The organism is Lacticaseibacillus parahuelsenbergensis (genome assembly GCF_030770265.1).
Classification (GTDB): domain Bacteria; phylum Bacillota; class Bacilli; order Lactobacillales; family Lactobacillaceae; genus Lacticaseibacillus; species Lacticaseibacillus casei.
In genome coordinates this window covers 2930415-2954661 of record NZ_CP132482.1, presented here as the reverse complement: position 1 = coordinate 2954661, position 24247 = coordinate 2930415, and the positions used below count along the sequence as shown (strand labels likewise).

The window sequence follows — 24247 nt, the reverse complement described above, 5'->3', positions numbered from 1 at the left end:
AGAAAGTGAGCGTGAGCCGGCGCGTACTGCCCAAAACAAGGGCTAGACGTCAACTTTTGCGAAATTTAAAAATAAGGCGAAACAAACGACAGAAGCGGCTTTGACGCGGGTCGCCGCTGCCTCACAGCCGGCGGGTCGCACTCGTCTTACAAAACCGTTATACTATAGAAGAGTATCTTAAACCAAGGAGGGCCTAAGATGGCGAAAAAAATCTTGGTCGTTGACGATGAGAAGCCGATCTCTGATATCGTCAAGTTTAATTTGGATAAAGAAGGTTACGATGTCGTAACCGCTTATGATGGCGAAGAAGCCTTAAAGAAAGTTGAATCAGAATCACCTGATTTGATTTTACTTGACCTGATGTTACCGAAAATCGATGGGCTTGAAGTCGCTCGACAAATTCGTAAAGAACATGACACACCGATTATTATGCTGACCGCAAAAGATTCCGAAATTGATAAGGTCTTGGGACTGGAACTTGGTGCGGATGATTATGTCACCAAACCATTTTCCAATCGTGAACTGGTTGCGCGCGTGAAAGCCAATTTGCGGCGAACCTCCGCATCAAGCGCCGCCAATAACGAAGAGGATGAGGCCAATCGCGAACTGCAAGTCGGCGATCTGACGATTCATCCGGATGCCTATACGGTTTCAAAACGTGGCGAAAATATCGAACTGACACATCGCGAGTTTGAATTGCTGCACTATTTAGCACGCCATTTGGGTCAGGTTATGACCCGGGAACATTTACTGCAAACCGTCTGGGGTTACGATTATTTTGGCGATGTCCGGACAGTTGACGTGACCGTTCGGCGGTTGCGCGAAAAAATCGAGGATAATCCGTCCCATCCGGAATGGCTGGTGACCCGGCGCGGCGTCGGCTATTATTTGCGGAATCCTGATGCTGAATAATTAGGAGCACCACTTTTGAATAAAAAGATTCGCTTCTTTCAGTCGATTCATTTTAAAATCGCGATCGTCTTTATTCTTTTGCTGGTCGTGACGCTGGAAATGATCGGGGCCTATTTTGTGAAGACCCTGGAGCAACAAAACATCGAGCAGTTTAAAACCAGTGTGAACGTGGACAGCTATATTCAAGATAAGCTGGCCGCGGATTTGTTGCGCACTGATACGGATAATGCCAATGATGATATCAAAAGCACGCTGAGCCAAGCAGATATTGCCAACTCAGCTGACTTACAAGTGGTGGATTCAAAAGGAACGATTCGCGGTGACAGTGACATTAATGCCCAGACCAATGTGGGCCAGAAGTCAGCTAATTCCAACATTAAAAATACGCTGTACTCAGGCCAGCAGTATGAAGGCTACGAGTATCGCGATCGAACCGGTTCGACTTATTACAAAGTGATTCCGATTAAGAATCCGAATGCCACCGGCGACAACAACTCGGTTATCGGCGCGATTGCGATTTCGGCATCCATGGAACAGGCCTATGACAGCATCAATAAGATTGTCGGCATTTTCCTGATTTCCAGTTTGGTTGCCGGTTTACTGGGTACACTGCTTTCGATTGTCATTAGCCGGGCAATTACCCGGCCAATTGACGAAATGAAGAAGCAGGCGATTCGCATGGCCCGCGGTGACTATTCCGGGCAAGTACGGATTTATGGTCAGGATGAACTCGGCCAATTGGCGGTTGCGGTCAATAATCTGAGTGTCCGGGTTGAAGAAGCCCAGGAAGCATCTGAGGCGGAGCGCCGGCGCTTGGACAGTGTGCTGGCGCATATGACCGATGGCGTGATTGCGACGGATCGCCGTGGTAACGTCATTATCATCAACCAGACAGCCTTGAACTTCCTCAACACCAAAAATGAGGATGTCATCGGCGTCTCGATTTTGAAACTGCTCAACATTGCCAAGGATTACACCTTACGTGATTTGCTGGAACACCAAACCGAGTTGTTACTCGATTTTTCGGAAAAAATGGATCATGACCTGATTCTGCGGGTCGACTTTAGCCTGATTCAACGCGAAACCGGTTTTATTTCCGGCTTGGTTGCGGTTTTGCATGATGTTACCGAGCAGCAAAAGATTGATCGTGATCGTAAGGAATTTGTCTCGAATGTCTCGCACGAGTTGCGGACGCCACTGACATCGGTACGCAGTTATATCGAAGCTTTGAGTGATGGTGCCTGGAAAGATCCGAAGTTGGCACCGCGTTTTCTAAACGTGACCCAAGAGGAAACGGATCGCATGATTCGAATGATTAATGACCTGCTGAGCCTGTCCCGACTGGACTCCGGCACCAGTAAGTTTAATCTGGAAACCGTTAATCTCAACGAATTCTTCAATTATGTACTGGATCGCTTTGACATGATGCTTAAGACCGATAACGAACACACTGGCGAAGCACGAACCGCCCAGCCGTTGCCGCAACCTGATGGCCATAAGAAACGCTATTCGATTAAGCGGGAAATTACCAATGAAGATCTTTGGGTTGAAATTGATACCGATAAGTTCATGCAAGTGATCGATAACATTATGAATAACGCGATTAAATACAGTCCGGATGGCGGTGTGATCACGGCTCGGCTGTTCCAGACGCATGATCACGTGATTTTGTCCATCAGCGACCAGGGTCTGGGCATTCCGCGCCAGGATCTGGGTAAAATTTTCGACCGCTTCTATCGGGTCGACAAGGCGCGCTCACGCAAACAAGGCGGTACCGGCTTAGGCTTGGCTATTTCCAAGGAAGTTGTCGAAGCCTTGCATGGCCGCATCTGGGTTGATTCCCAAGAGGGTCGCGGCAGTACCTTCTACATTTCATTGCCTTACGAACCGATCACAGACGGAGGGGATGACTGGGATGAAGCTTAGTAATTGGATTTTGCGGGTTAGCCTGATTGCCATGGTCATCTTGAGCTTCGTCTTCACGTCGCTAATTTGGCGGAACCCTTCACGGCAGGAGCGGCGGAACACATCGAATGTGCAGGTGACTACCGAGAACGATCCGAACGTTAAAAAACTGGAAGGCACTGTTTATCTGCCGAATCAGGTTTACTACACGCATGGCGGGCAAAAGCAGTTGCTGATGGAAGCCAATGCCAATATGAGTCGCCAGGTACGCCAAACTATGGCTGATTGGCACATGACGAAAATCAAAACGATTGGCAAGGTTTCTTCGACTAACTATGACAATTATTTGCAGCAGGACGACAGTTTACAGCTGATTTACCAAGATGTGATGAGCTTTAAGCAGTTTGAACAGTGGTATTTCAACAAACAGCCAAACCTCAAGTCATCAGACTTTCATTTTAATCGCATCCTGTTGAATCTGGAGACTGGCGCCAATCGTCTGACGTTCATTAATGATGCAACGCGCACGGTTTATGAAGCGAGGCTAACGAATGTGACGACCGGGCAGTTAGAAAATCTTGTTAAAAAGCGTTCCACCAAAGCCTTTCCAATTGAAGAAAAACGGTTGAGCGGTAATGAGGTTGCCTTTTTCACCCAGCCGATTAAGTTGCAGCCGTATGCGTATTTGATGGATCAACAAAGTGCCAATTATTATGTTTCCTTGTTGATGCCGTCTAAGACAGCCAGCAATGTGGATGCCCGTGAAATCGGTGATAGTACGCTGTATACGGCCGGATCAACCCGCCGGATGACCGCTGATTCGACGACCGGGGCCATTGAGTTTGAAAATTATGCGGCAGCCTTTCCCAATAATGGCCTAGCTAATTTCTTTCATGCAACATTCAAAGGGCTTAGTGCCTTGCAGATGACGAATCTGTCCAGCATGCGGTATTTCCAGTATGATGCGAGTCGCGGTTCTGTCATTTATAAAACGTATGCGCAAGGGTTCCCGATTTTTAATGCCGATCAAAAAGGCGATGTGACGGTTCGGTATACACAGACATCTGAGGAGATTAACTTTTCCAATACCAATTTGACGGTGCCGATTCCGACGAACCAGCCTGCGCAAACCTTGCCGGCAACTGCTACTGTCGTGAATCAACTGGTGGCGGCAGGTTACCGGGCGAGTCAGATTACGGATATTCTGATTGGCTATCAGTGGACCGGCAGCAGTAATGATCAGCAGGTGGTTGATCTGCAGCCGACTTATTATGTCGAGATGAAGGGCGAGTATCGCGACTATCAAAGTTGGCTGAATCATAGCAGTGCTTCTTCTGCCAGTGCTGCTAGCAGCCAAACGGCAACCCCAAGTAATAATGCGGCAGCTGGCAGTTCGAGTGATTCGGGGGCGTCGCAGTGACTGAAGGCCTACACTCCGGTTTCTAACCGGGCTGGTTCACGCTCAGCTTAGGAGGCGAGTACTGTGGATTTTCGACGAATTGAATGGATCTTTCTGGTTGTCTTCGTTGGCTTGAATATTTTTCTGGGCATCAGCTATTTTCAGGCGCAGCAAGTCGATCTGGCGACGATTAAGAGCGGGGATGCGGCGACGATTACCGATATTACCCGCGATCAGATTAAGTTGCCGCATTTAAGCAAAAAGACACCTCAAGGCGATTACCTTGCCAGCCAAGCTAACACCGCCTTGTCAGCGGCGCGGAGTCTGCTTGTGAAGCAGCAGGTGACGATCAGCGAAGGTGACTATCAAGAGCTGCAGGCAAGCTTGGATGAACCGATTACCTTGAAGAAAAACCAGGAACAACAGCAGCTGGCAACATTTGTTAAAAACAACGTCTATCACGGCAAAGAGTACGAATATGCGCCGGCACTTTCTAACGATGAGCGAATCGTCTTTGCTCAGCATCCTAAAGCCGGGTTAATTTATGATCGGCGTGCAGCGGTCACTTTACATGTTAACGATAATCGCCTGGTAAGCTACACACAGACCTACCTGTCCAAGTTGAGCGTGTTACGGGATCGCTTGAATTTAATGAGTGAGCAGGACGCCGTAATCGCCCTGTATCGGGACAACGACATTCCAAACAATTCAGCGATTGTTTCGACTAAATTAGCCTATAGTTACCTACTTGACGCAAAAGGCAGCACGGTTTATGTGCCCGCCTGGTACATTGGCGTTAAAAATCGGGCAACCGGAAATGTGACGGTTAAACGTGTCAATGCGATTACGCGAACGGTTATGAAGAATCGCAGTGACAATTAGTGTTAGAATGTAAAGCGATAACGGCTGGGTGCCAAATTAGGTAGTCAGCCGAATGGTAAAGTTGGGAGATGTTGATCGTGGGCGAAGATTTTGGGATGCGTGTCAGTGTCCTTGCCAGCAGCAGTTCCGGTAACGCAACCTACATTGAAACGCCTGGTCACAAGGTGCTGGTTGATGCCGGCTTGTCCGGTAAGAAAATTGAAAAGCTCATGCAAAGCATCGGGCGGGATCTGACCGATGTGGACAGTGTTTTCATCACGCATGAACACAGCGATCATGTGCGCGGGGTCGGCGTTTTGGCGCGACGTTATCCGCAAATTAGTGTGTACGCCAATGCCAAGACGTTTGCGGCGCTACCGAAAAGTGTCGGTAAGATTCCAGAAGATCAGTTGCGGCTTTTTGATATGGGGGCAACGCTGACTTTAGGCGATCTGGATGTTGAAAGCTTTGGCGTTTCGCATGATGCTGCGGCGCCACAGTTTTATCAGTTTCATCATGATGGCAAAACCTTCACGATCCTGACTGATACCGGTTATGTGTCGGATCGGGTGGCCGGGACGATTCGCGATGCTGATGCTTATGTGATGGAATGTAATCATGACCTTGAGATGTTGCGGACCGGTCCGTATCCATGGCCGTTGAAGCAGCGGATTCTGAGCGATCAAGGGCATTTGTCCAATGAGGATGGTGCCGATGCGCTGATGGATGTGATTGGCTTGCGCACCAAGCGAATTTATCTCGGACATCTATCGCCACATAATAATAATAAACCGCTGGCTCATTTAACCGTTGCCTCGTTATTGGCACAACAAGGGCTCGCGGTCGATCACGATTTTCATCTTTATGATACTGATCCGGCCATTGCCGATCCATTGTTTGTTGTGTGAGATGATTGGTGCAGTGTTTCGGATAGCAGTTGGTAGGAAAAAGCAGACGACTTGTGCATAAAAAGATTGCGGGTTGGCCGCTTTTTTTCTTTTTGACGTGTGTTATGTGTGCCATAACGCGTTCGCCGGCGCAGAAACCTGCGTGTAAGGACCTCGGTCGCAATGGCCTAAGTTCGGGCCATCACGCCCGAGGTCACTTACACTCCGGTTTCTAAGCGCGCCGGCTCACGCTCATTAAAAAAAGCCCTATGTTGTTCATAATTTCGTCAAAATCGCCACTTACAATAATGATTGTAAACAGGGTGAGTTAGAATTGCCCACAAGGAGGATCAAGTTATGGATAATGGAAGTCATAACTTTCAAGAGACACCACAAGATCAGCAACCGCAACGGGGGTCGAAGAAGCCGAAGAATAGCGGCTGGAAACTGATTGCGATTGTGGCGGTGGTTGCTGCTTTGATCGGTGGCGGTGTTGGTGGCGGAACCGCCTACTGGGCGATGAACCACAATGCCAGTCTTGGCGTGACCGATACTTCCGGCAAGGCAGGGACGACGAAAATCTCTAATGTCTCGGTTAACCAAAGCAGCGCATCGGAGCAGGCTTTTGCTAAAGTCAAAGGTGCTGTTGTTTCCGTTGTGAATATGCAAAAAGCCGAAAGTAACAGCGATGGCCTTGACACTTTTGGCGGCCTTGAAGGTATTTTTGGTCAAGGTAACCAACAAAGTAGCAGCAGTTCGAGTAACAGCTCTTCAAGCCTTGAAGAAGCCAGCGAAGGTTCTGGTGTGATTTACCAAAAGAAAGACGGCAAAGCCTATATTGTCACGAATAATCACGTGGTTAGCGGTTCGGATAAACTTGAAGTCATTTTAAGCGATGGCACCAAGTTGACGGCTAGCTTAGTCGGAACCGATTCAACGTCTGACTTAGCGGTTCTGACCATTGATGGCAGCAAGGTCACCACCGTCGCAAGTTTTGGCGATTCAAGTAAGATTGCAGCCGGGCAGACTGTCTTAGCGATTGGCTCGCCGCTGGGTTCACAATACGCGACCAGCGTGACCCAGGGGATTGTCAGTGCCAAGAGCCGAACGATTGATGTCACGGACAGTAACGGCAATACAACTGGCCAGGCAACGGTTATTCAGACTGATGCCGCGATTAACTCAGGAAATTCCGGTGGCCCGCTGATTAACTTAGCCGGGCAGGTCGTCGGGATTAACTCGATGAAGCTATCCGGTAGTTCCAGCAGCAGTTCTGACAGTGCCACAATCGAAGGCATGGGCTTCGCAATTCCAAGTGACGAAGTGGTTTCGATCATCAACCAGCTTGTACAAAACGGCAAAGTCGTTCGGCCAGCGCTTGGCGTTGAGGTTCGCGACTTATCCACCGTTTCTGCCACACAGCAAAAGTCAGTCCTGAAATTGCCATCTAGCATCACCGGTGGCGTCGTGGTTGCCGGCTTTACCAGTGGCAGCAGCGCCAAGACGGCAGGGATGAAGAAGTATGATGTCATTACCGCACTGGATGGTGTCAATGTTACCAACACAGCTGAGTTACACACACAACTGTATAAGCACAAGGTTGGCGATACGATTAAGCTCACCGTGTATCGCGAAGGTCAGCAACAAACCGTTTCATTTAAACTGACTCAGACGACCAGCGATTTAAAGAATTAAATTAGAAGATCCCCGATTGAGAATGTTCGGTTCTTGATCGGGGATTTTTTCGACTCATTCGCGTAGTTAGTCGGAAGCGGTTTCCCCAAATTTTAACGAAAGTTTAGCGAATAACCTGTGGAAAAGTTCAAGAAAAAGTTTTGTCAAGAGTGGGTAACTTTTTGGTAAAAGTGCTCATTGACCTGTGGATAACTCTGTGGATACTGTTCATAACTAAGATTTTCGGGTGTGATTAAGTTGTCCACCGATCTGGGGATAACTTGTGGATAAACTTTTTTGACTTGTGACAAAACGTTTGTTCCCAGCCGTGGGAGCGGGATTGGTGCGCTGAAGTTTGTGAAATCGAACGATTGAAAACTGTGGATGACTGCGTTCGAAAAATTTTTTACTTGAATTTTTCGAATCGTCTATTTGGTGTCAATTTCAGTTCTTCATACTATATTTTGGGTGTCAAGTTACGCACATGTGGATAACCCGTGTGGACAACCTGTTGTTGATTGCGAAAAACTCGGAATTTGACTTCTGTGGACAAACTGGATACCATAAAGATGGTAAATAAGTTGTGCACAATGTATTGAAAGGATGGTCCAACATGAAGATCACGATCAAACCAGCTGCGGTGACTTATTTGAACAACCATGTTGCCAAGGATCAACATTTGTTCCTGGCATTGGATGATGGTTCGAGTAAGTATTCCAAATTAGGCGGTTCCTGTGCCATTGGCAATAAGTACCAAATTGTCGTGACGGATACGGACGATCAGGATTATGCACTGCCGCTAGAAAACGACGCCGGTTTCAAATTGACGACCGGTGATCCGGAGACGGATTATTTCGGCAGCGGGCTAACGCTTGATTTCAAGAATGCTTCGTTAGCTTTGCGCGATGATAGCGGCATTTTGGACGGCGCGGTGACACTGAACCACGTGACGGCAAAACCGCAATCCGATGACAAGCGGCGTGAAGAAATGAAATCCTTGGGCGGCAAGATTTGCTAAATAGCGGATCGTTGTTGCGAGTTTCGGGGACAGAAACTGTGAGTTAGCAAAGATTAGAAGAACAAAATTAGCACTCGTGCATGACGAGTGCTAATTTTTGTGTTATACTTTAGGTGTTCTGAGGGAACAGTAATGACGTCAATGTCCATAACGCGTTCGCCAGCGCAGAAGCCTGCGTATAAGGACCTTGGACGCAATGGCCAAGATCGGGCCATCACGCCCAAGGCCGCTTATACTTCGGCTTCTAACCGCGCTGGCTCACGCTCACTATATTGAAAGGAAGTTTTCAATGATGGCTAATGATCTTATGCGGCGCAATGATTGGTTGGATGATCCATTCTTCAATGATTTAGGGCGGCATATTTTTGACAGCTTCACGCCTAGTCGTGGTGGTGATAGCAGTCGCCTGCTGAAAACGGATATTCAGGAAAATGACAAGTCATATGTTGTGAAGGTGGATGTTCCCGGTATCGAGAAGCCAAACATTAATCTGAGTTACGATCATGGCATTCTGAGTGTTGCGGTTAAGCATGAAGAGCAAGCTGATCATTCAGACAACGAAGGCAATATGCTGATGTCTGAACGCAGCTATGGTCGGATGAGCCGCAGCTATCGGTTGCCAAATGTTGATGAGGGTAAGATCAGCGCTAAAGTCACTGATGGTGTCTTGACGATTGATCTGCCTAAGTTGACAGGCGATCAAGAAGGAAACCATCAGATCACGATTGACTAATTCGGATCTGTTTGCCTAGCAACACAAGTCATGACAAAGATTCTCATCGGGAAACCGGTGGGAATCTTTTTTTCGTGTGAGCGTGAGCCGGCGCGCTTAGGGGTCGGAGTGTAAGTGGCCTCAGGCGTGATGGCCCGAACTTAGGCCATTGCGACTGAGGTCCTTACACGCAGACCCCTGCGCCGGGGAGCGCGTTATCGAAAGCTGGGCTGGCGAGCGCGTTAAAGCAGAAGTGTCACGTATAAGATTCAGAGATCATCTTGGCAGCGGATTCTTTCGAACCATTCCCAATCTCATGTGAAATTGACGCACAAATAAGCTTCAATCCGCGAATCTTTTACCTGCAAAGGCGTATAATGGAAGGTAAATATTAGGGGTGCCAAAAAATAAAGCAGGTACATCATTGCCTTTAAAGCGGCAAAGGGGCGCGCTGTTAAAGGGGATCTGTCCCAGTAAGTTAGTCCAAACTGAATTGAGCGTTGCGTGAAAAACATTTTCCAAGCCAGATTATATTCGTTCTAAAAAGGATTGCTTTTTCAGATTGTAATGGTTATAATTAAGGTACTTAGGAAAAGGGAGTGGCAACAATGAAGAAGAACTGGCAGTTAATGATGGTGCTCGCTGTAAGTGCCGTTGCGCTGGTCTTTGCGTTCGTATTAAAACAGCCATTGATTGCTCAGGGGCTAATCACGGTGATGGGGTCGATTATCGCCTTGATTATGTTCGGGGGCATGGTGAAAACAATTCGGTCCGGTAACTTTGGGGTTGACTTATTAGCCATTACGGCGGTTGTCGCAACGCTGGCAGTCGGTCAATATTGGGCATCGATGATTGTGTTGCTCATGTTAACCGGCGGCGATGCGTTGGAAGATTTTGCTGCGACAAAAGCCAGCAGCGAATTGAAACAGTTGTTGGAAAATGCACCGACAACGGCTCATCGCATGGTTGATGGTCACGTTGAAGATGTTGATGTTGATGCGGTCCAAGTCGGTGAAACGATTTTGGTTAAGCCGCGGGAAGTTGTTCCAGTCGATGGTACGGTTTTGGCAGGCGAGAGTTTGGTCGATGAAGCCAGTTTAACCGGTGAGTCTAAACCAGTTGCCAAAAACGCAGGTACTGATATCATGTCCGGGACAATTAACGGTGATGCTGCGTTAACCGTTAAAGTTACCCAACGTGCCGAAGATAGTCAGTATCAAGGGATTATCAAATTAGTTAAGGAATCAGAAGCACGGCCAGCGCATTTTGTCCGGATGGCCGATCGCTATGCGGTACCGTTCACTTTGATCGCTTATGTGATTGCCGGTCTAGGCTGGTACTTGTCAGGCGATCCGGTTCGGTTTGCCCAAGTGCTCGTTGTTGCTTCGCCATGTCCACTGATTTTGGCGGCACCGATTGCGATGGTTTCCGGCATGAGCCGCAACAGTCGTAACGGGATTATCGTCAAGTCAGGTACCACACTTGAAAAGCTAAGCGATGCCCGGACGTTTGCTTTTGATAAAACCGGTACGGTGACACGCGGTATTTTAAAAGTGGCAGCGATCTTGCCACAAGCAGGTTTCTCACAAGATGAATTGTTGAACTTGGCGGCTAGTGCAGAAGGCCAGTCAACCCACATTTTGGCCCGGTCCCTGACCGATGCTGTGCCGGTTGCTGATCGTCTGCCAGCGACCGATGTTTCCGAAGCTACGAGTTTCGGGGTGAATGCGACGGTTGATGGTCATAAGGTTAAAGTCGGTAAAGCAGAGTTTGCCGGGACAACGGATACTATCAATACGACGGCGGTTTATGTCAACGTTGACGGTAAATACGCCGGTGCCATTACCTTCTCCGATCAGATTCGGCCAGAAGCAAAAGAAACGATGTCCAAGTTGCACGAACTGAATGATGCTAACTTGATCATGATTTCCGGTGACCAGCAGTCGATTGCTGATAAAGTTGCTGAAGAAGTCGGTATTGACCAGGTTTATGCTGAGCAGTTGCCACAACAGAAAATCGAAGTATTGGATAAACTGCCTAAAAATGGCCGGCCGGTTGTCATGGTTGGCGATGGCGTTAACGATGCCCCATCATTGGCGATTGCCGATGTCGGAATTGCCATGGGCGCACACGGCGCAACGGCGGCCAGTGAATCAGCCGATGCCGTTGTGCTGCGTGACGATTTGGCTAAGGTCGCTGCGGCAACCTTGATTGCCAAGGAAACTATGGTGATCGCCAAACAGTCCGTGCTGATCGGGATTGCAATTTGTACCGGTTTGATGGTCATCGCCAGTTTCGGAGTTATCCCAACGATTATTGGCGCGATGTTGCAGGAAGTCGTTGATACGGTGACCATTTTGTATGCGCTGCGTGCTCGGAATGGCTTGCATCGTCAGGCTTTGGTCGATCCGGTTCGGGCAGAAGCTCGGGATTGATGGTTGTTTGGTAGAAAATTATAGATTTTAGCAGTATGTATACGTTGGAAGGCCAATCGGTTTCGCGATTATTCGCGGAGGCGGTTGGCTTTTTTGTTTTGGGTTGGTTTTTTTGCGTTGGGTGGGCGAGAGGTTTTGCGGTGGGGGAAGTATGGAGGCAGCTTTTTCTATTGTTGGCAATTGGGGTGTTGTTGGACTGTCGTGTTCTATAACGCGTTCGCCGGCGCAGAAGTCTGCGTGTAAGGACCTTGGTCGCAATGGCCTAAGCCCGGGCCATCACGCCCAAGGCCACTTACACTCCGACTTCTAAGCGCGCCGGCTCACGCTCAGCGCTTGTTCACGCTCACACAACAGTAACCAGTTCAATGGTTGCAGAAAGCAGTTTATTGGAAGCGGTTACTGCAAGCGCTACAATCATCTTGTAATTAAGGTTCTAATATATCAGATCACAGAAGTTGGCGAGTACCTTATGACAACGGGTGCTTGCAGTGTTAAGTTTTTTAGCTGGTTTCATCGAGAGAAGGAGTTGTGTATGGCAAATCAAACATTTGTAATTTCCAGAAATACAAGTGTCTCGACTGACAATATGGCGGATCCGGTTTTGAAGAATGCCGTCAATATTTTACAGCGGGATATTCAAAAGGTAACGACTTCACAAGCCGATACCAATCAGATTGACTTGGTGTTGCAACCAAAGGCCGATCAGAAAGTACCTGATGCATTTGCAATGCATTATGTTGATCCACAGAAAGTTGAAATTACCGCGGCTACTACTCGCGGGTTGATGTATGGCGCGCTGGCAGTTTCCCGTGAAGTTCTAGGCATTGATGATTTCTGGTATTTCATGGATACGCCGATTAAGAAACAGGCAAGTGTCATCTGGTCTGATTTCAGTCAGCAGTTACCTGATTTTCAGACTAAATACCGCGGCTGGTTTGTTAATGATGAACTCCTGATCGCAGACTGGCAGGATCATGATTCAAAAGAGTATGTGTGGGATCGGATTTACGAAACGTTGCTGCGGATTGGCGGCAACCTGATCGTACCCGGTACCGACAAAGAGAGTCGGTTCCATCGTGCCGGCGCGCGGGATATGGGCTTGATTATTGCGCATCATCATGCTGAACCACTTGGCGCGGAGATGTTTGCCCGGGTTTATCCGAATCTTGAAGCTTCGTATCTTAAGTATCCGGAACTCTTTAAGAAGCTCTGGCACGACAGTATTTTGGAACAACGCGGCCATGAAGTCGTTTACGGCTTAGGGTTCCGCGGCCAAGGCGACCGGCCATTCTGGGCAGACGATACGACGCACAAGTGGACGGATGAGGAAAAGGCTAAGGTCATTAATGACACCATCAAGCTTCAATACGACATGGTGCAGGAACTTGATCCAGGTGCGCAGTGTTCTGTCAGCATCTACGGCGAATTAACCGGTTTGTTCAATCAAGGTTTGCTGAAACTGCCGCAAGATGTCATTGAGATTTGGGCCGACAACGGCTATGGCAAGATGGTATCACGCCGGCAATGGGATGATGATCCGCGGTCACCGGTTCTGACGATTCCTAACAAGGCGCATCGTGCCCGCGGCATTTATTATCATGTGACGTTCCATGATTTGCAGGCATCCAGCTTTTTGACATTATTGCCGAATAGCCCACATTTTGTCGCGGCAGAGCTTGAAAAAGTCAGGAAAGCCGACATGGACACTTTGGAATTAATCAACGTCGGCAATGTCAAGCCGCACATTTTATTCATTCGCGAAGTTGCCCGCTCGTGGCGCCGCGATTTCCAGGTTCGCAGCGAAGACGAGATTATCAAAGACTATGTCAACCATTATTATTCTGAGGCGCAAAAAAAGATTACTGACATTTATGAAGATTATTTCAAGTCGCCTATCCAATATGGTCCGCATGATGATCAAAAAGCCGGCGATGAATTTGCCCCGTATCTCATTCGGAAAGTCGTTAAAGCATGGATGGGTCATTATCCGCAGCTTGAGCAGATGAACTGGTTAACCGGCGATGTGTCACTTGATGAGCAACTTACCAAAATCACGCAATTAATTGATACCAAATACGCCGCATGGGATCATTTGTATCGACGTGCTTCCCAAGTTTACGCCGATATCATGGGCCAGCAACCACAACGGCTTTTCTACAACGATATGTTGATGGGCATTGCTGTTCACGCCTGCTCGTTACATGCTTTGCGTGCCAGCATTGAAGCTTATCGCCACTACCAAAATGCCGAGATCGTGCATGCTTTTCTGGGTGCCGATGAAGCGGTTCGAGCCAACGATGCGATCATGCGGTTGCGGCGCGACAATCCGTCCCCTAAGTGGGTTGATTTCTTCCACAACGATGCATACTCAAACATTGAGCTGAATGCGATTAAGTTACGGCGCCTGCGCTCGTATCTACGGGTTTTGGGTGACGGTCCGGATGAAGATCAATGGGAACGCGAGTACTTGATGGAACCAGCAGATGCACGGGTTATGCTGTTGTCAAATACCCATCTGGCGCTTTCGGATGATCAAATTGCTAAGAAATTACGCGAACAATTGATTGATGAAAAATAATAAATTGAAAGTGTGAAAGAGGAAAAAACAATGGAAAATAAAAAAGCCGTTGTCCACGATGGTTGGGACGAATTCGCCTCGAAGAAAATTTACCATTCGCGTGGCAAAAAGATCGGGATTGGCCGGTCACTAGGATTCGGTGTTTTTTCGATGTTCAGTATTTCCATGCAGGGGTTAGTTGGTGCATGGCTACTGTTCTTCTATACCACGTTTTGCGGTTTGTCAGCAGGTCAAGGTGCGACCATTTTCCTAATTGGTCGTGTCGCTGATGCGATTGCCTCGCTGGTTATGGGTAATATTTCCGATAACATTTACAAGTACAAGATTGGCCGCCGGTTTGGTCGGCGTCATATCTTTATTCTAGCCGCAGCGCCATCCGTATTATTCGCGATTACGCTCTGGGTTGCTGGAATGAGTTACTGGTACTATCTGATTACTTATGTGATCACTACGATTTTGATGTCAGTGCTCCAGATTCCTTGGGAAACACTGCCAAACGAAATGACCAAGGATTATAACGAGCGGACAACGATGTCAACCACCCGGATGGTCATTGCCGGTTTGGGCAACATGTTAGCACAATTCGTTCCTGCCCAGTTGTTCCGGTTCTATCCAAAAACATCACCGATGCCATATCTGATTATGCAGATCATGTTCTCAGTTGTTACTTTCTTCCTGATCCTGATCACTTATAAGACCACTTGGGAACACTTCGTTACTAAAAACGAAGCCAAAAAATTACAGGCTCAGGCGCTTGAAGATAACGGTGGTAAGAAGAGTTCATTTAAGTCTGAAATCCGTAACTACTTCTCCACGTTTAGAATTAAGAGTTTCCGGACACACATGGGCATTTACCTGAGTTCTTACTTTGCCTCCATTCTGTGGTCCACAACGTTTGTTTACTACATTGTCTTTGTGGTTGGGAAAACCACGAGTGTTTCCGGGATGCTGCAATCATTGAGTATCGTCTCGGTTCCGGTCACAATTTTAGCCGGTTATATCGTCACGAAAATTTCACCGCGATCGCTGTATCTATTTGGTTATTCGCTGATTTTAATCAGTGCTGTGGACTGGGCGTTCGTTGGCTTAACCAAACCAGCAGGGATCATGATTTGGTTGATTGTCGGTACCCTGCTCTATGAAATTGGCTTGTACATTCTCTACTTTGTGCCGTGGAATGTCTTCCCATTCATTCCTGATGTGGATACCTTGGTCACTGGTAAAAATCGTGCCGGATTATTCGCTTCGGTCATGGTCTTCATTAACCAAATCAGCCAAGGCTTAGCCTCAGTCGTAGCCGGCTATCTGCTTGATGTCGCAGGGTTCCGCCAGTCAACAAGCGGTGCGGTTTCACAACCTGCAAGTGCAACAAATATGATTTTGTTCATCGTTTCTGGCGGTGTCGGCATCATGATCTTAATCGCGATGTTCTTTGCCAGCCGGTTCCACCTTAGTAAGAAGACATTTAATGTGTTGGCTGCTGAATTAACCCGTCTGCAAAAAGGCGGCAGCATGAAAGACGTTAAGCCAGATACCAAACGGGTTTGCGAACAGTTGACCGGTGTGCCATATGATTCAATTGAATTCTGGCGTCGCAACGATCAACAGCCAGTACCATCTAACGATCCGTCCAATAAAGCTTAATAAGTTCTGAAGTTACATCCTTTAAGGGGGTGATGTTGTCTAGCAGAAGCCATTTTTCAAGCTCACTGAATTCGCTTAGATCGTTATAGATGCCTAACAACTTCTACTCCCAGAGTTGTTAGGCATTTTTTATTAACACTAATATTACGGGTACAACAACCAAACAGAAAGGAAACCCAACATGCAAGATCCCCTCAACAAAAAAATGTTATACGCTTTCGGAACCAGTATCGTTGAAGGCCATGCTGCCCATGAAAGTTTTGTCGACGACATCGCCAGAGCTCACCACATGATCTATCACAAGTACGCCATTAATGGTGCTACGATGCGCGTGGTGCCCAATGAAGATCCAGTCATCAACATCGTTCATCAAGTCACGCAGGCACCCAAAATAGTACCGGACTTGATCGTGTTTGACGGTATCGCCAATGACGCCTATGCCAGTGTGACTGATGATCCGAAAATTCTTGGCAGTATCAGTACGGGATTTGCCGATGAACTGGACACGGCTACTTATTGCGGCGCGTTCGAGACAGTCTGTCGTACGTTATTAACCAAATACCAAGGTGCTCATCCGCTTTACATCACCACCCACAAAACGCCAGCGCGTACTTTAGCGACCCAAGAAAAGCTGCATGACGTTTCGCTTGCGATTTGTCGCAAATGGAGCATCCCTGTGGTGGACCTCTACACACAAAGCGGGTTTAACGCCTTCATCCCTGCTTATCAACATGATTACTCCTATGACAAGCTTGATGCTGACGGGCATAACCTCAATGCCGTCGGTGGAACGGGAACGCATCCTAATGCGGACGGGTATCGATTGTTTTACGAGCCGCGGATTACTGCGGCGCTTGCAGCGATGTGTTAAGTCAGCGGTTAAAAACGATTGAAACACAGAGACGCCTTTTAAATGCCGGCCAGCATTTAAAAGGCGTCTTTACTATAGATTGATTTTAAAACAAACCGTGAAGAAGAAAGCGTGTCAGTAAAAAACTCATGAAGATAACTGCGCTGGGGATGGCCTGACGTCGCGTTAAACTGACAACCGACCATGCAAGCCATTCTACTATCCAGACCACGACGCTGATCCAAACGACGCGATTGGCATATAAGATAAGGACATAGCCTTTGAGCGCGAGGAAAGGCAAAAAATAGCGCCAGGCCAACCGCCAGTAACCCGCGACAATTGGTTTAAACCGCGGTGTGCGTATGTGGACTAAAGTTTGAATTTCCCGGTATTCGGTTTGCGGCATGACCCAGGATAGATAGTCAAAAAAGAAACTTCCTGCGCTGACAAACATCAGTAGCAGTGGCTTTTGATGATAAGCTACCAGCAAACTAGCCAGTTGTTGTGGTGAAAGCTGCGGAAATGAAGCAGGCACAGCCATGAAAACGAGTAAAATGACCAGGAAGTAAGCGGTGAAAATTAAGCCCTTACGCATTGGCAAGCTGTCCGTTTTTTAGAACTAAGGATTGATCATAATCGAGACCGTCAATGTGGTCATGACTTGCCACGATCACGGTTTTTTGCTCTTGCTTTAGGGTTGTCATCAAATTGATGAACTGGTGAATACTGTCTGGATCAAGGCCGCGAGTGGGTTCATCAAGCAAGATGACCGTCTGATTTTCCATGATCGCTTGAATGATCCCGACCTTTTGGCGCATACCGACTGAATATTTGCTGACTGGCTGGCGGCTGGCAGGATCTAAGTGGAACTGGGTTAATAATGCCTTAATACGATCGGCGTCAAAGCGATGATTCAATTCGGCTAGGAAGCGCAAATTTGTCATCACATTTTCGAATTCCAAAAATCCTGGGTTTTCAATTAAGGCACCGATAACGTCATCTGGCGCATGCTTAACGGTACCGTGATCTGCCGTTAAAAGACCAGTAATAATTTTAAATAAAGTTGACTTTCCCGAACCGTTCTCACCGGCAATATGAATGAGTTCGCCAGGCTCAGCCTGAAGCGAAACATCGGTCAAAACGGGGGTGTGCTTAAACGCTTTGGCAAGATGGTTGATTTTCAACATGTGGCGATTCCTCCTTAACCTTCGTAAAGATGGTGAATAGCGCGATAAACCGGATCGTAAATCGGACTGTACATGATCAAAAGGATCTTCATTTCAAGCAAGTAGTGGTAGCCAAAGTTTCCCAATAACGCGAGGGTCAAAATAATGCCAGCATGCCGATGTTGATAGGCGGCGGTGATCACAATGGCGAGGATGGCAATGAGCATGAAGCGTAGCAGCAAAAGCAAGCTGCCAATCAAGGGCGACCCGTTAATAAAGGGTTTAATGCCACTGAACATAAAGCTGGCATCATAAATCACAAAATACAGGAGTGACTCGGATACAATGATAAGGATCAGGTACTGTTGAATTCTTTCAGATTGTTGCCTGATGCCGACAAGCGGTGCAATCGGGCGACAACGCAAAATTTGCCACATAAAGAAGATCAGTAATAACGATTGTGAAATTAAAACTGGAAAATTGAATCGAATTAAGGTGCCGATCATGTCTTTGTGTGAATAATTGCTTAATAAGCAAGCAACACCACTAATCAAGGCCAATATAGTCACGACCAAAATATGCCATCTCGGAATAAGCCTTACTTGTTTGTCGGTATCCTGCATATTAATCAGCAACCTTCCTTCTTTTAAGCCATAGCTTCATGATTAGCCAACTCATGCCGGCATACGCTAAAGCTGCCCAAAAGAAGCTAATGTAAACATTTGGTTGGTGGAGTTGAAAAATACCCATTCTCAGTTGCCCTGGAGAAATTAAAGTGGTTAGTAAGATCACATAGAGAATATGCGCTGTAAAAAGGCTGAAATTAGCGCCTAGTGCGATTCCAGTGATGAGACTAAGGCCGAATACAACGCCAAGGACTATAAAGATGCTATTTTTACGAACGAATAATCCAACTGCAAATATGAAGATTGCGTAGACACCCCAACCAATACTGGAAAGAAGTACAAAGATGGCGAAGCTCAAAAGGGTGTTATCGTAGAATGGACCATTGCCGAATCGTATATTTTTTGGCAGGATGATGTTTGAAGGTAATTTTTTTGTTGTGAGAATGATGATAATTAGTTCATATAGTTTGGTTATGATCGAAAGTCCAAAGGCACCTAAAAAAGATGCAATCATAGCGCGTTTAAGAAAAACAGTATAACCAATACGTTGCTGAACCATATAAAATGAGCGATTGTTTTTAATATAAATAAATAAAAAAGCGCCAAGGATTGTCAACAATGTCATCATCAAACTATCAATAATAATGGAGTCTTCGGCGCCACCAAGCTGGATATACCAAAAATCAGTAAGCGGAGTTTCGCCATGAATGCCTACACTCCAATTACGGTCAACGACCTGTACCGTGATCCAGGATATGATTGTGAAGTAGAAGATCAATATAAAGGTCGTTATTTTCTTGCCATTGGTCAAATGCATGTCCTCACCTCTCTATGAAAAAAGGGCAGAGATAGTCTGCCCCCTAAACTGTATACTTGGTTTATAAATTATCGGCACTAAAATGTAATTTTACAGTTGATTGATTTGGTTCTAATAGACTGGAACGAACATCAGCATAGTAACTGTAACCAGCTAGTCCACTGTTATTATCAGCATGCGAGGTTGAATTGACATACAGCCCCACCTGGTCTGATCGGAACTCACCAGCATTATTAATAAGACGCACATTATAGCCAAGACTATTAGGCAGTGCATCTCCATTAAATGAGGCAACATTCGAATTGGTCTGTTTAACATTAGCCGACCCAAACTCGCTCCAGTCGCCATACGCAGACACACGTTCTTGGGATATTGTCCAATACCCCCCAGCAGCAGAAACCGTGGTCGCGCCTGTCAAAGCAAATAAAGCCAGACCAGTTACGAATGCTTTTGTCCAGACGCTTTTAAAAAGATACTTCTTCATGTGGAAATCCTCCTTTAAAAGTGGCAAAAGTGATATATCAGCATGGCCAAAGAATACTGGAAAGCGATTGTATCGTCAAGAGAAAATAAACAAAAAGATTAAAAACAACAAATAAAAGTTTCGAATCAACGACACATCCGTTTTTTAACTATCAAGTGAGTCGCGGTATTTAGATATAAGACCTCCACCGAGTGAGATTGGCTTGTAGGTGATGTATTAGGATTTGTAAACAAGCAAATTATTACGCAAATCAATTCTTCAATTTTGGAATGCAAAATTAATTCAGTTATTAAAAATAACTGAATTTATAAAGGCCATCTGCTTAAACTTGTCACAATTAATATAGACCAATTTGACGTGTAGTGCCATAATCGAGCTTGAAGGTTACTGAAACTCAATCTGAAGACCCGCATAAGCAATCAATAGTACGTATTTTCCAGCTCGATTATTCGGTACTGCAGCTGTCTTTCCTCTTGCATTATCTCAACGAAAAAAGCCCTGACACACTTCAGGACTTTCGATAAATATCTAACGTTGAATTAAGACCGCAACTGATGCGCAATCGTCCGAAACTCACCCGGCGTCAAATGTTCCTGCCGTTTAAACGCCCGAATCATGTAGGTTTCGGAATGAAACCCTGATTGGCGGGCAATTTGGGAAAGCGGTAGATCAGGCTGTTCAATGAGTAGCTGTTTTGCCTGAATGACCCGATAGATCGTCAAAAGCCGGCGGGGCGTGGTTTGGTATAAATCATGAAACGTTTGCAGCATGTATTGCACACTGTAGTTGGTCATTTCGGCTAGATGCTCGTTTGTCAGATCTTCTTGAAAATGTTGCTGCAACAGGTTCAGCGTTTGTTCAGCCAGCGCTTGCTTGTTCGCATCTGCTTCTAAGCGCGCGGTGTAAGGTTTTAATTTGGTTAAAAAGTCTTGGACAATCGCCGCATCCTGATCGTCTTCATAGCGATGCGCCTGTTGATAACGTGTATGTTCATGAATGAAGCCTAGTACTTCTGTTCCCAGCACTGGAAAGAAAAGCGAGCTTGCGGTTTTCAGTCCAGGGATGAGATCATCGAGAATCGTACCATTGAAACTGAGATAGCTCGTCTGCCAAAGCGATGTTACTGGATGATAAGCGTAACTTGTATTCAGGTTAATCAAAATACCCTGCCCCGGGCGTAAATTAATTTGTTGATCGCCGATAGTCAGTTCGCCTTCACCAATATCACTCTGTAACCATTGATAATCGCCGCTGCCTTCAGGTCGGGCTATCGCTGACTGAGCCCAGTTAAATCCGATTTTATTAAGCGTAAATGGTTGCTTGCTAGCATGATATGTAATGACGGCTTTTGGGTGCTTGTTTGTGGGATGATCAATATGATAGCCGGTGATCGTCACACGATTACCATTGCTACCATAACGGCGGCGCGATTTATCATACCAATCACCGTGCATACCGAGCGCTTCGATCGTTAATTCATAATGGCCAAGCGGTTCAGTCGGTGAACGATAGCACGGCGCGTCCTCGTGCAGAAGACTGTAAAAGTCCGTGTACACCTGGGATTTAATGTGACCGGCTTCATCACGCAGCGTCATTTTGGCAAAACCGCCATGTGTGCCGGATTGTCCGGTTATCGTAATACCCGTGCCATGAAACTTGAGCGTCAGCCGGGCATCAGTGGTCTGTCCGGTCCAAGCCAAAGGGGTAAACGTCATGGGCTGCTCGCGCTGTTGGTACCAGTCCCACTTCGGCCAATAATGAGGAATAGTCAAGGTGGTTTCATGAACGTTTAAAGGCAGCCAGACGTGAGTACTATTTTCTAGATGTGGGTAAGTGTGCCGATCGCCTAAGTATAAAGGAACGATACCTTTGGCCGTGGAAACCAGCGCGACATCGGCGGTTTGAGAATTATATGTCAGCATTCCCGGTGGACAAAATGGGCCATGCGGTGTCCATGGACCAGTCAATCGGTCAGCGGAAAAATAAACGTTATCGTTGTGCCCCCAGCTGGTCTTTTGGGATGCCAGCAAGAAATAATGATCATGAAAGCGAAACATCGCCGGTGCTTCGGTACCGGGTGCGATGTTGCTGATGATTTTGGCCTCAGCGGTTGTACCGTCAGCCGATAACCGATAGATATCGCCTTCATGTGTTAGCAAATAACTCGTACCATCATCGTCGGTGAAACTGCCAATATGCCACATACGAATGGATTGGTTGTTGAAAAGCAGTGGGCCCTTAAAAGTGAATGTGTCGGTTAGCTGATCAGCCGTGGCGTAAGCGACAACCGGATCAAAAGTGCGTTCATCGTCGGTGTGCATAAGCATGATATACTGGCCGGTTTGGGCGCGGAGAACCTTGACCCGATCGCCGACTCGATGCGGCCCTAATAGACCAGACGGCTGAACCGGTAAAGCAAGTCCCGCGAAGGTCCAGTTTTCTAAATCGGTTGATACATAGCGCGAGAATCCGGCGAATTCCGTCGATTCTGCTTGCCGATATTCACCGAATAAATAAAACTTGCCACTTTCCTGGATCAAGCAACCGCCAACAGCATTAACGACTTGCTGGTGTTGATCGTACCAGGGAACCCCATTGAAAATGGCTGGCATGGACGCAACCTCCTTGTCTTGACGAATCCCTACTGCACCAATCATAACAGACGTCATGAATGATATGCTACGTCGCTTGTGGGAAAACTCGCGGAAGAACATGACGGTTTGTCAGCCAAGATGTTGGCAGTGGATGATGCGCACAAAAAAACTGAAGTCCGCGTTTTTGGACTCCAGTTCGCTCAAAAAGATATTAAGGTTAATTGTCTTGGCTAGATGATTGGGCATTATCAGAACTTGTGGTCGGTGCAGAGCTGCTGGTGCTTGAGGAAGCGCTCGTTTTGCTGCTGCTGCCGCTGTCACCAGTTGGGCCCCATGTCCACTGATAAGAACCATCACTCATCGTCACGGATTTCACGGTCATATCATCAACAGACTTGCCTTGAACTTTGATGGCTGCGACAGCGTCATCATAAGTCTTGTACAGGCCGCCGCTGAGAACCGTCGTCATCGGCTCTAAACTACTTGAAGCAGTCGGGTCGGATGAGGAGGGTTGCGTCTGATTATCTGACTTGCTTGAGGAACTACTACTTGTCGCAGCAGATGAGGACTGGTCAGTCTGGTCTGACTGACTGGCGTTGCTGGTCGGTGCCTGACTAGATGAGTTATCCTTTTTGCCAACGCCACTAGCCGGTTCTGAACTGTTGGCAGTCGCGTCTTGCTTTTGCGTGCTTTGACCGCTTGATGTCGTGTTACCCAGCGCAACGTTTGAGTCGCTGCTTTCCTGTGACTTACGGGCAACTTGGACCAATGGCAAAACATTTTTAGCAAAGTCCTGGTTCTCGACATTTTCAACAGCGTTAACGGCTAAGTCGACACTGCTGCTGCTGAGATCGGACTTGGGGTGCTGCAGGTTTTGATCTTTATAGAGTTTCTGAATCTGGGAAATTGCCAGCGATTTTCTGTAAAGCTGACTGACTGATTGTTGGTAATCAGCGGCAAATTCAGGCTTAGTCGACGCAATGGCCTTGTAAGCCTTATTGGCCTGTGAACCATCTTCGGCAAGTTGAGCCAGATTGCTGCTCTGAGCCTTCGTGGTTTCTTCAATCGTTAACATGTAACTGGCTGCATCAGCGTCTTGTTTATCTTTCAGAATCGTTTTCTTTTGCTTGCGATCATCAACATTGTTGGCCAGTTGCTTCAACTTTTCCTGAGTTGAAGTTACCGAGGCTCTAGACAAATGTTTAGCTGGGAAAGTTCGCTTTGCGGATGTGTATAGTTGATTGGTTTGTTGCGTTGCCGCTTGAACCGCGTGTTGCGCAAATGAGGTATCGATCGTGCTCCGCATCCCGTAGAAAACGGTCAGGTACCCAGCGATCAAGGTGCCGACCAGGATTTGGAAAATATGTTTCTGTTTCATTGATGCCACCTCCAATAACCTAATGGTACGGGCTGGACTTAACAGGACCATTGCAAACAGGTCACGAATTGAATCTTTTTTGTTACACATTAATATATTCGTAATATAAGGGGTTTACTAAATGAATGCAACCCCTGCCAAATTGAAAAGGAGCCGTGGTGACTATAACGGCAAGAATGAGCGCTTATTAAGAATATTTTTGGGCTGTTTGGTTATTTAATGGCAAGATGCTTGACAATTAACCAGGCAGTCGGTTAACGTTGGTGTCAATCAAATAAACCGTTCATGCAAACCTTTGAAGTGGAGA

Annotated in this window: 19 protein-coding genes; 12 read left to right on the top strand and 7 right to left on the bottom strand. The window is 46.9% G+C overall.

The annotated features are described in order from the left end of the window. The first annotated feature begins 198 nt into the window (after positions 1–198). The 12 genes from yycF (at position 199) to LACPH_RS13705 (ending at position 16896) form a co-directional block, all read left to right on the top strand. Entirely contained in the window at positions 199–912 is a 714-nt protein-coding gene (gene yycF, locus LACPH_RS13760) for a response regulator YycF (protein WP_049169559.1), read from the top strand. 15 nt (positions 913–927) lie between these two features. Next, positions 928–2838: a cell wall metabolism sensor histidine kinase WalK gene (walK, locus tag LACPH_RS13755; RefSeq protein ID WP_010490516.1), complete on the top strand. Its 1911-nt coding sequence runs from the start codon at positions 928–930 to the stop codon at positions 2836–2838. After that, positions 2828–4237, top strand: coding sequence for a YycH family regulatory protein (locus LACPH_RS13750; protein WP_274785299.1), 1410 nt, complete (start codon positions 2828–2830; stop codon positions 4235–4237). The genes walK and LACPH_RS13750 overlap by 11 nt, the downstream gene beginning before the upstream one ends. 63 nt (positions 4238–4300) lie before the next feature. After that, positions 4301–5098, top strand: coding sequence for a two-component system regulatory protein YycI (locus LACPH_RS13745; protein WP_217774464.1), 798 nt, complete (start codon positions 4301–4303; stop codon positions 5096–5098). A 68-nt stretch (positions 5099–5166) separates the two neighbouring features. Next, the gene (locus LACPH_RS13740; RefSeq protein ID WP_049169556.1) at positions 5167–5985 is read left to right on the top strand and encodes an MBL fold metallo-hydrolase; all 819 of its coding nucleotides are present in this window, start codon (positions 5167–5169) and stop codon (positions 5983–5985) included. 336 nt (positions 5986–6321) lie between these two features. After that, positions 6322–7659, top strand: coding sequence for a S1C family serine protease (locus LACPH_RS13735; protein ID WP_087913126.1), 1338 nt, complete (start codon positions 6322–6324; stop codon positions 7657–7659). Positions 7660–8251: 592 nt separating this feature from the next. Continuing rightward, on the top strand, positions 8252–8656 hold the full coding sequence (locus LACPH_RS13730) for an iron-sulfur cluster biosynthesis family protein (protein WP_274785298.1): 405 nt from the start codon (positions 8252–8254) through the stop codon (positions 8654–8656). A gap of 292 nt (positions 8657–8948) precedes the next feature. Continuing rightward, complete coding sequence (locus LACPH_RS13725) at positions 8949–9389, top strand: Hsp20/alpha crystallin family protein (protein WP_039640062.1); 441 nt, start codon at positions 8949–8951, stop codon at positions 9387–9389. Between the two features lie 587 nt (positions 9390–9976). Beyond that, complete coding sequence (locus LACPH_RS13720) at positions 9977–11803, top strand: heavy metal translocating P-type ATPase (protein ID WP_306387071.1); 1827 nt, start codon at positions 9977–9979, stop codon at positions 11801–11803. Between the two features lie 532 nt (positions 11804–12335). Continuing rightward, on the top strand, positions 12336–14381 hold the full coding sequence (locus LACPH_RS13715; protein ID WP_306387070.1) for a glycosyl hydrolase 115 family protein: 2046 nt from the start codon (positions 12336–12338) through the stop codon (positions 14379–14381). 30 nt (positions 14382–14411) lie between these two features. Next, the gene (locus LACPH_RS13710; RefSeq protein ID WP_274785296.1) at positions 14412–16025 is read left to right on the top strand and encodes an MFS transporter; all 1614 of its coding nucleotides are present in this window, start codon (positions 14412–14414) and stop codon (positions 16023–16025) included. 205 nt (positions 16026–16230) lie between these two features. Beyond that, positions 16231–16896 (top strand): SGNH/GDSL hydrolase family protein, encoded by a 666-nt coding sequence (locus LACPH_RS13705; RefSeq protein WP_306387069.1) that lies wholly within the window; start codon positions 16231–16233, stop codon positions 16894–16896. A gap of 85 nt (positions 16897–16981) precedes the next feature. Here LACPH_RS13705 and LACPH_RS13700 read toward each other — a convergent pair whose 3' ends face one another. The 7 genes from LACPH_RS13700 to LACPH_RS13670 all read right to left on the bottom strand — a co-directional run bounded on the left by LACPH_RS13700 (position 16982) and on the right by LACPH_RS13670 (position 23940). Next, on the bottom strand, positions 16982–17470 hold the full coding sequence (locus LACPH_RS13700) for a hypothetical protein (RefSeq protein ID WP_274785294.1): 489 nt from the start codon (positions 17468–17470) through the stop codon (positions 16982–16984). After that, complete coding sequence (locus tag LACPH_RS13695) at positions 17463–18062, bottom strand: ATP-binding cassette domain-containing protein (protein ID WP_274785293.1); 600 nt, start codon at positions 18060–18062, stop codon at positions 17463–17465. Before LACPH_RS13695 ends, LACPH_RS13700 begins: the two co-directional genes overlap by 8 nt. Before the next feature lie 14 nt (positions 18063–18076). Continuing rightward, entirely contained in the window at positions 18077–18664 is a 588-nt protein-coding gene (locus LACPH_RS13690) for a hypothetical protein (protein WP_274785292.1), read from the bottom strand. Position 18665: 1 nt separating this feature from the next. Beyond that, on the bottom strand, positions 18666–19484 hold the full coding sequence (locus tag LACPH_RS13685; RefSeq protein WP_274785291.1) for a hypothetical protein: 819 nt from the start codon (positions 19482–19484) through the stop codon (positions 18666–18668). Between the two features lie 61 nt (positions 19485–19545). Next, positions 19546–19968: a choline-binding protein gene (locus tag LACPH_RS13680; protein WP_274785290.1), complete on the bottom strand. Its 423-nt coding sequence runs from the start codon at positions 19966–19968 to the stop codon at positions 19546–19548. A gap of 539 nt (positions 19969–20507) precedes the next feature. Next, on the bottom strand, positions 20508–22580 hold the full coding sequence (locus LACPH_RS13675; protein WP_274785289.1) for a helix-turn-helix domain-containing protein: 2073 nt from the start codon (positions 22578–22580) through the stop codon (positions 20508–20510). Positions 22581–22779: 199 nt separating this feature from the next. Beyond that, positions 22780–23940 (bottom strand): FliK family flagellar hook-length control protein, encoded by a 1161-nt coding sequence (locus LACPH_RS13670; protein ID WP_306387068.1) that lies wholly within the window; start codon positions 23938–23940, stop codon positions 22780–22782. Positions 23941–24247 lie beyond the last annotated feature (307 nt).

Bases quoted from the DNA above. Each gene is read 5' to 3' on its own strand.
- LACPH_RS13715 (WP_306387070.1), top strand. From the start codon at position 12,336: ATGGCAAATCAAACATTTGTAATTTCCAGAAATACAAGTGTCTCGACT.
- LACPH_RS13705 (WP_306387069.1), top strand. From the start codon at position 16,231: ATGTTATACGCTTTCGGAACCAGTATCGTTGAAGGCCATGCTGCCCAT.
- LACPH_RS13740 (WP_049169556.1), top strand. From the start codon at position 5,167: ATGTTGATCGTGGGCGAAGATTTTGGGATGCGTGTCAGTGTCCTTGCC.
- LACPH_RS13675 (WP_274785289.1), bottom strand. From the start codon at position 22,580: ATGCCAGCCATTTTCAATGGGGTTCCCTGGTACGATCAACACCAGCAA.
- LACPH_RS13695 (WP_274785293.1), bottom strand. From the start codon at position 18,062: ATGTTGAAAATCAACCATCTTGCCAAAGCGTTTAAGCACACCCCCGTT.
- LACPH_RS13690 (WP_274785292.1), bottom strand. From the start codon at position 18,664: ATGCAGGATACCGACAAACAAGTAAGGCTTATTCCGAGATGGCATATT.
- LACPH_RS13735 (WP_087913126.1), top strand. From the start codon at position 6,322: ATGGATAATGGAAGTCATAACTTTCAAGAGACACCACAAGATCAGCAA.
- LACPH_RS13725 (WP_039640062.1), top strand. From the start codon at position 8,949: ATGGCTAATGATCTTATGCGGCGCAATGATTGGTTGGATGATCCATTC.
- LACPH_RS13670 (WP_306387068.1), bottom strand. From the start codon at position 23,940: ATGAAACAGAAACATATTTTCCAAATCCTGGTCGGCACCTTGATCGCT.
- LACPH_RS13680 (WP_274785290.1), bottom strand. From the start codon at position 19,968: ATGAAGAAGTATCTTTTTAAAAGCGTCTGGACAAAAGCATTCGTAACT.
- LACPH_RS13720 (WP_306387071.1), top strand. From the start codon at position 9,977: ATGAAGAAGAACTGGCAGTTAATGATGGTGCTCGCTGTAAGTGCCGTT.
- yycF (WP_049169559.1), top strand. From the start codon at position 199: ATGGCGAAAAAAATCTTGGTCGTTGACGATGAGAAGCCGATCTCTGAT.
- LACPH_RS13710 (WP_274785296.1), top strand. From the start codon at position 14,412: ATGGAAAATAAAAAAGCCGTTGTCCACGATGGTTGGGACGAATTCGCC.
- LACPH_RS13750 (WP_274785299.1), top strand. From the start codon at position 2,828: ATGAAGCTTAGTAATTGGATTTTGCGGGTTAGCCTGATTGCCATGGTC.
- LACPH_RS13730 (WP_274785298.1), top strand. From the start codon at position 8,252: ATGAAGATCACGATCAAACCAGCTGCGGTGACTTATTTGAACAACCAT.
- LACPH_RS13700 (WP_274785294.1), bottom strand. From the start codon at position 17,470: ATGCGTAAGGGCTTAATTTTCACCGCTTACTTCCTGGTCATTTTACTC.
- LACPH_RS13685 (WP_274785291.1), bottom strand. From the start codon at position 19,484: ATGCATTTGACCAATGGCAAGAAAATAACGACCTTTATATTGATCTTC.